Source organism: Frankia sp. AiPs1 (genome assembly GCF_023716945.1).
GTDB lineage: Bacteria > Actinomycetota > Actinomycetes > Frankiales > Frankiaceae > Frankia.
In genome coordinates this window covers 1-4,539 of sequence record NZ_JAMQQF010000492.1, presented here as the reverse complement: position 1 = coordinate 4,539, position 4,539 = coordinate 1, and the positions used below count along the sequence as shown (strand labels likewise).

The following is a 4,539-nucleotide window of genomic DNA, read 5'->3' as shown; positions in this document are numbered from 1 at the left end:
GTCCGGGGCCGGGCCTGCCCGGCAGCGGCCGATGAGTGGCGGGCCGGTGAGTGGCGGGCGGGCGCCGGCGGCGGTGCTGTTCGACATGGACGGCCTGCTCGTCGACACCGAGCGGCTGTGGACGCGGGCGCAGGAGGACCTCGCCGCCCACTTCGGCGGCGTGTTCACCCCCGAGATCAAGGCGGCGCTCCTGGGCCGCGGCCCGGACACGGCGCTGCACCTCATGCTGTCGCTGCTCGGGGTGGACGGATCGCGCTTCGCCGAGGCGGCACGGTTCGTCATGGGCCGCATCGTCGAGCTCTTCGCCACGCCGGGGGCGATCGTGGCGCGGCCCGGGGCGGTCGAGCTGCTCGGTGCGCTCGCGGCGCACCGGGTGCCGCTGGCGCTGGTGTCGTCGTCGGCCCGGGTGCTCATGGACCACGTGCTCGGCACGGTCGGCGCCGCCCGCTTCCAGGTGTCGGTCGCTGGGGACGAGGTGGTGCGCGGCAAGCCGGATCCCGAGCCGTACCTGCGGGCCAGCCGCCTGCTCGCCGTGGCGCCGGCGCGCTGCGTCGTGCTGGAGGACAGCACGTCGGGCGCGACGGCGGGCCTGGCCGCAGGCTGCGTGACCGTGCTCGTCCCCTCGACGCCGCAGCCTGCCGACGTCCCCGTCGACGCCGTCGTGCCGAGCCTCACGCACGTCACCCCCGAGTGGCTGGCCGCCCTGGTCGACCGCCGGGCTCCCCGGGAGGGTTGACCTCGGCCTCGGCCTCGGCGTCGTTGCCGGCAGCCGGGCGGCGGGCCCAGAACAGCGCGTGACCGCTGCTGCCCTCGGGGACGAAATGCTCGGACTCGACGACGAGTCCGGACGCCGCGATCCACGACCGGTAGGTGGCCGCGTCGGCCTGGCTCCACCACATCGGCTGGCCGCTGCCGAACCAGTCCTGCTCGACGCCGGTCCACGCGTCCTGGCCGGTGATGGCGAGCAGCCAACCGCCCGGTCGCAGCCAGGTGCCGATCCGGGCCAACAGCGCTGGTTGTTTCCGTAGCGGCAGGTGGATCAGCGCGTACAGGCTGACGACCGCGTCGAAGGTGGCCGGCGGGAAGTCGACCTCGGTGGCGTCGGCGTGCAGGAAGGTGGCCGCCGGCATCAACGTGCGCGCACGTCGGACCTGTTCGGCGCTCAGATCGACCCCCGTCACCCGGTGACCGGCGGCGTCCAGGGCCCGTGCCACCGGAACGCCGCAGCCGCAGCCGACGTCGAGAACCGTCCCACCCGCCGGCACGCGCGCGAGCAGGTCGGCGATCCAGGGCCCGTAGGGCCGGGGCTCGTCGTCGTCTCGCCGGTACTGATAGGAGATCGCGTCGTAGCTGCGACGCACCAGATCCGTGGAATCATGGTCGAGCATGCCGAGGAAACTAACGTCCCACCAGCGCCCCGGCGAGCCGTTATTCCGGGATGTTCCAGGACCCTGGTGGCGCGACGCGGTTCAGCCCGGACGCCGGTGGTCTCAGACCCGGTGGTCTCAGGCCCGGTGGTTCTCCGGCCCGGTGGTTCTCCGGCCCGGTGGTCTCAGGCCCGGGGGTCTCTTTCGTTGAGCGCGTCGAACTTGCGCACCTCGTTGCGCATGTGCGGGCTCCACCTGGCGAAGAGTGCCGTGACCTGCGGGGTGGCCAGGTGCCGATCCAGCGCCTCCTGGGACGTCCACTGCTCGAGCACCGTGACGGAACCGGTCGCCGCGTCCTCCACGCAGAACGAGATCAGCACGTTTCCCGGGTTCGCCGCGGCGACCGGGTACGTCGCCTGTGCCTCGGCGACGAACGCCTCGACGTCACCGGCGGGGACGAAGACCCGGCCGGCAATGATGACGGCCGTCCGGACAGACGGCTCCGTGCCGGCGGCGGCGGCGGCGACGGTGGTGGTGGCGGCGGTGGCCTTGTCCTGGAGCGAATGCATTGTTCTTCCTCGTCCTTCGGGTCGGCTGTGCAGAGCCGGACTGTTCGATTCCGCCACCGGCCTGACGGCTTGCCTGCTCCGGTCAGGCGGTGTACTGGTACGCCGGGTAGGTGAGATAGCCGGCGTCGCCGCCCTGGTACCACGTGGCCGTGTCGGCGGGCGCGACCGGCAGGCCGGTGCGCAGCCGTTCCACCAGGTCGGGGTTGGCGATGAAGGCGCGGCCGAAGCTGATCAGATCCGCGCCCAGGCCGAGCCAGTGGTCGGCGGCGCTCCGGTCGACCTGCTTCGGGCCCATCGGGAGCACCGGGTTCATGACCAGGCTGCCCGGCCATGCGCGGCGCAGCCCGACCAGCACCTCCTGCTCGGCGGTCGCCTCCAGGTGCACGTAGGCGAGGTCGAAGCGGGCGAGTTCGGCGAGCAGTGCCGCGTACAGCGCCACCACCTCGGTCTCCTCGACGCCCCAGAAGGTGCCGCCGGGGGAGAGCCTGATCGCGGTTCGCCCCGCGCCCACGGCGTCGACCGTGGCGGCCACCGCCTCGACGGCGAAGCGGATGCGGTGGGCGACCGGGCCGCCGTAGGAGTCGGTGCGCAGGTTGGCGTTGGACGACAGGAACTGCGAGATCAGGTAGCCGTTCGCGCCGTGCAGTTCGACGCCGTCGAACCCGGCGTCGACGGCGCGCCGGGCGGCCTGAGCGTACGAACGGGCCTGCTCGGGCACCTCGGAGGTGCCCAGGGCGCGGGGGACCGGCGCGGGTTGCGGCCCGGTCGGGGTGAACACCTCGCCCACGGCGGCGACGGCGGACGGTCCGACCGGCTGGAGACCGGTGGTGTCGGGGTGCGAGACCCGGCCGCCGTGCATGATCTGAGCGAAGATGCGCCCGCCGTTGGCGTGCACGGCGTCGGTGACGGGCCGCCAGGCGGCCACCTGCTCGTCGGTGTACAGGCCCGGGGTGCCCGGGTTGGACTGCCCGACCTGGCTGGGCTGCACCCCCTCGCTGACGATCAACCCGGCGGTGGCCCGCTGGGCGTAGTAGACCGCCATGGACGGGGTCGCGAGGCTCCCGGCCGCGGCCCGGACCCGGGACATCGGGGCCATCACGACCCGGTTGGGCAGCGCCAGACCGCCGAGGCGGTAACGGTCGAACAGCGTGGTCATCCCGGAACTCCATTCGCGTACCTGGTCACGGGCCCCGCAACGGCGGGCCCGCCAGGTACGCTAAAACCTGACATCAGTGTGAGAGGCAAGGCGTGGGGCCGGGATCACAGCCGGGAGGGTGAGATGCGGATCGGCGAACTCGCGGCGCGGGCCGGCGTCAGTGTCCGTTCGCTGCGCTACTACGAGGAGCAGGGACTGCTCACCAGCACCCGCAGCGCCGGCGGGCAGCGGCAGTACACGGCCGACGATGTCGAGCGGGTCGCCTTCATCCAGCGCCTGTACGCGGCCGGGCTGTCCAGCGGCGCCATCAGCGACCTGCTGCCGTGCCTCGACTCACCCAGCGACGAGAACGCCGACGCGGCGATGGAGCGCATGGCCAGGGAGCGTGACCGGCTCTCCACCCACATCGAGGACCTGCTGCGCACCCGCGACGCGCTCGACCTCCTGATGGTCGCGGCCCAGGCCCACCGCGACGCCCGCCAGGCCGCCGCCTGACGGCGTCCCGGTCGGGTCGCCCCACTGCGGGTCGGTCAGGTGACGGACCGGTCAGGTGACGGACCGGGGGAGGGGGCGTCGCGCCGGTCGAGGAGGATGCGGGCCAGCTCGGCGGGGTGGCTGATCATGGCGTTGTGGCCGGTGTCGAGGTCGACGACCTCGTCGACGCCGCCCAGCGCTTCGATCGAGCGGCGCTGGGTGGCGGGTGTCTGGGCGCGGTCGCGCAGGGTCAACAGCCAGGTGCGGGGCACCGAGTGGTCGAGGTCGGTGCGGTCGGTGGGCTCGATCGCCACCCCGGTGGACTCGCCGTAGAGCCGGGACAGGCTGAACGCCCGCTGCTCGCGGGACATGCCGTTGCAGAACGAGTAGCGCGCGAGCAGCCGGGGCATCGGTGCGGCGGGACGGCCGGTCGCGGCCTTGCGGCGGGCGACCCAGCCCAGGATGCCGGGCACCGTGTCGACGATCGAGCGGCCCTGTGGCGGCACGGCCGCGCCCAGCAGGATCATCCGGCGCACGCGCGTCGGGCCGAGCCGCGCGACGACGCCGGGCACGGTCAGGCCGGCCATCGAATGGCCGACGATGACGAACTCGCCGATGCCGGCGGCGTCGATCTGCGCGATCGTGCTCGTCACCCAGTCGTCGACGGTGACCTTCGCCAGGTCGGCGGGCGCCGAACGCCGGCCGGGCAGGTCGACGGCGAGGACGGGCGTACCCGGCGCCTGTAACCCGATCTCGGCGACGGTGGGTTCCCAGCAGTCCCCGGCGTGCTGACCGCCGTGCACGAGCACGATGCCAACCTCAGCCATCACAGACCTCCCGTATGCGTACATCCCGGTGGAACGTGAGTTGACGCTAGATGATCTGACGTTCACGTCAAGGTGTGCGGCGGGTGCGCGCCGACGCCGCCGGCGGGTCTCGCGGCTGGCGTGGCGCTGGCGCGGCGGGCCGGTGG

At 73.2% G+C, this 4,539-nt stretch carries 6 protein-coding genes; 2 read left to right on the top strand and 4 right to left on the bottom strand.

Annotation, left to right across the window (positions count from 1 at the left end; genetic code table 11):
* Nucleotides 1-31: 31 nt before the first annotated feature.
* Nucleotides 32-736, top strand: a complete 705-nt coding sequence (locus ND748_RS25930; RefSeq protein ID WP_251748742.1) for an HAD family phosphatase — start codon at nucleotides 32-34, stop codon at nucleotides 734-736.
* Here ND748_RS25930 and ND748_RS25925 read toward each other — a convergent pair.
* From ND748_RS25925 to ND748_RS25915, 3 genes are all read right to left on the bottom strand, one after another.
* Nucleotides 681-1,388: a bifunctional 2-polyprenyl-6-hydroxyphenol methylase/3-demethylubiquinol 3-O-methyltransferase UbiG gene (locus tag ND748_RS25925; RefSeq protein ID WP_251748741.1), complete on the bottom strand. Its 708-nt coding sequence runs from the start codon at nucleotides 1,386-1,388 to the stop codon at nucleotides 681-683. The genes ND748_RS25930 and ND748_RS25925 overlap by 56 nt on opposite strands.
* Before the next feature lie 164 nt (nucleotides 1,389-1,552).
* Nucleotides 1,553-1,936, bottom strand: a complete 384-nt coding sequence (locus ND748_RS25920) for a putative quinol monooxygenase (protein ID WP_251748739.1) — start codon at nucleotides 1,934-1,936, stop codon at nucleotides 1,553-1,555.
* A gap of 82 nt (nucleotides 1,937-2,018) precedes the next feature.
* Complete coding sequence (locus tag ND748_RS25915; protein ID WP_251748737.1) at nucleotides 2,019-3,092, bottom strand: alkene reductase; 1,074 nt, start codon at nucleotides 3,090-3,092, stop codon at nucleotides 2,019-2,021.
* 123 nt (nucleotides 3,093-3,215) lie between these two features.
* Here ND748_RS25915 and ND748_RS25910 point away from each other — a divergent pair, with 123 nt between their 5' ends.
* Nucleotides 3,216-3,587, top strand: coding sequence for a MerR family transcriptional regulator (locus ND748_RS25910; RefSeq protein ID WP_251748735.1), 372 nt, complete (start codon nucleotides 3,216-3,218; stop codon nucleotides 3,585-3,587).
* Between the two features lie 35 nt (nucleotides 3,588-3,622).
* Here ND748_RS25910 and ND748_RS25905 read toward each other — a convergent pair whose 3' ends face one another.
* A complete protein-coding gene (locus ND748_RS25905; protein WP_251748734.1) occupies nucleotides 3,623-4,393 on the bottom strand; it encodes an alpha/beta fold hydrolase in 771 nt (256 codons plus the stop codon).
* Between the last annotated feature and the right edge of the window lie 146 nt (nucleotides 4,394-4,539).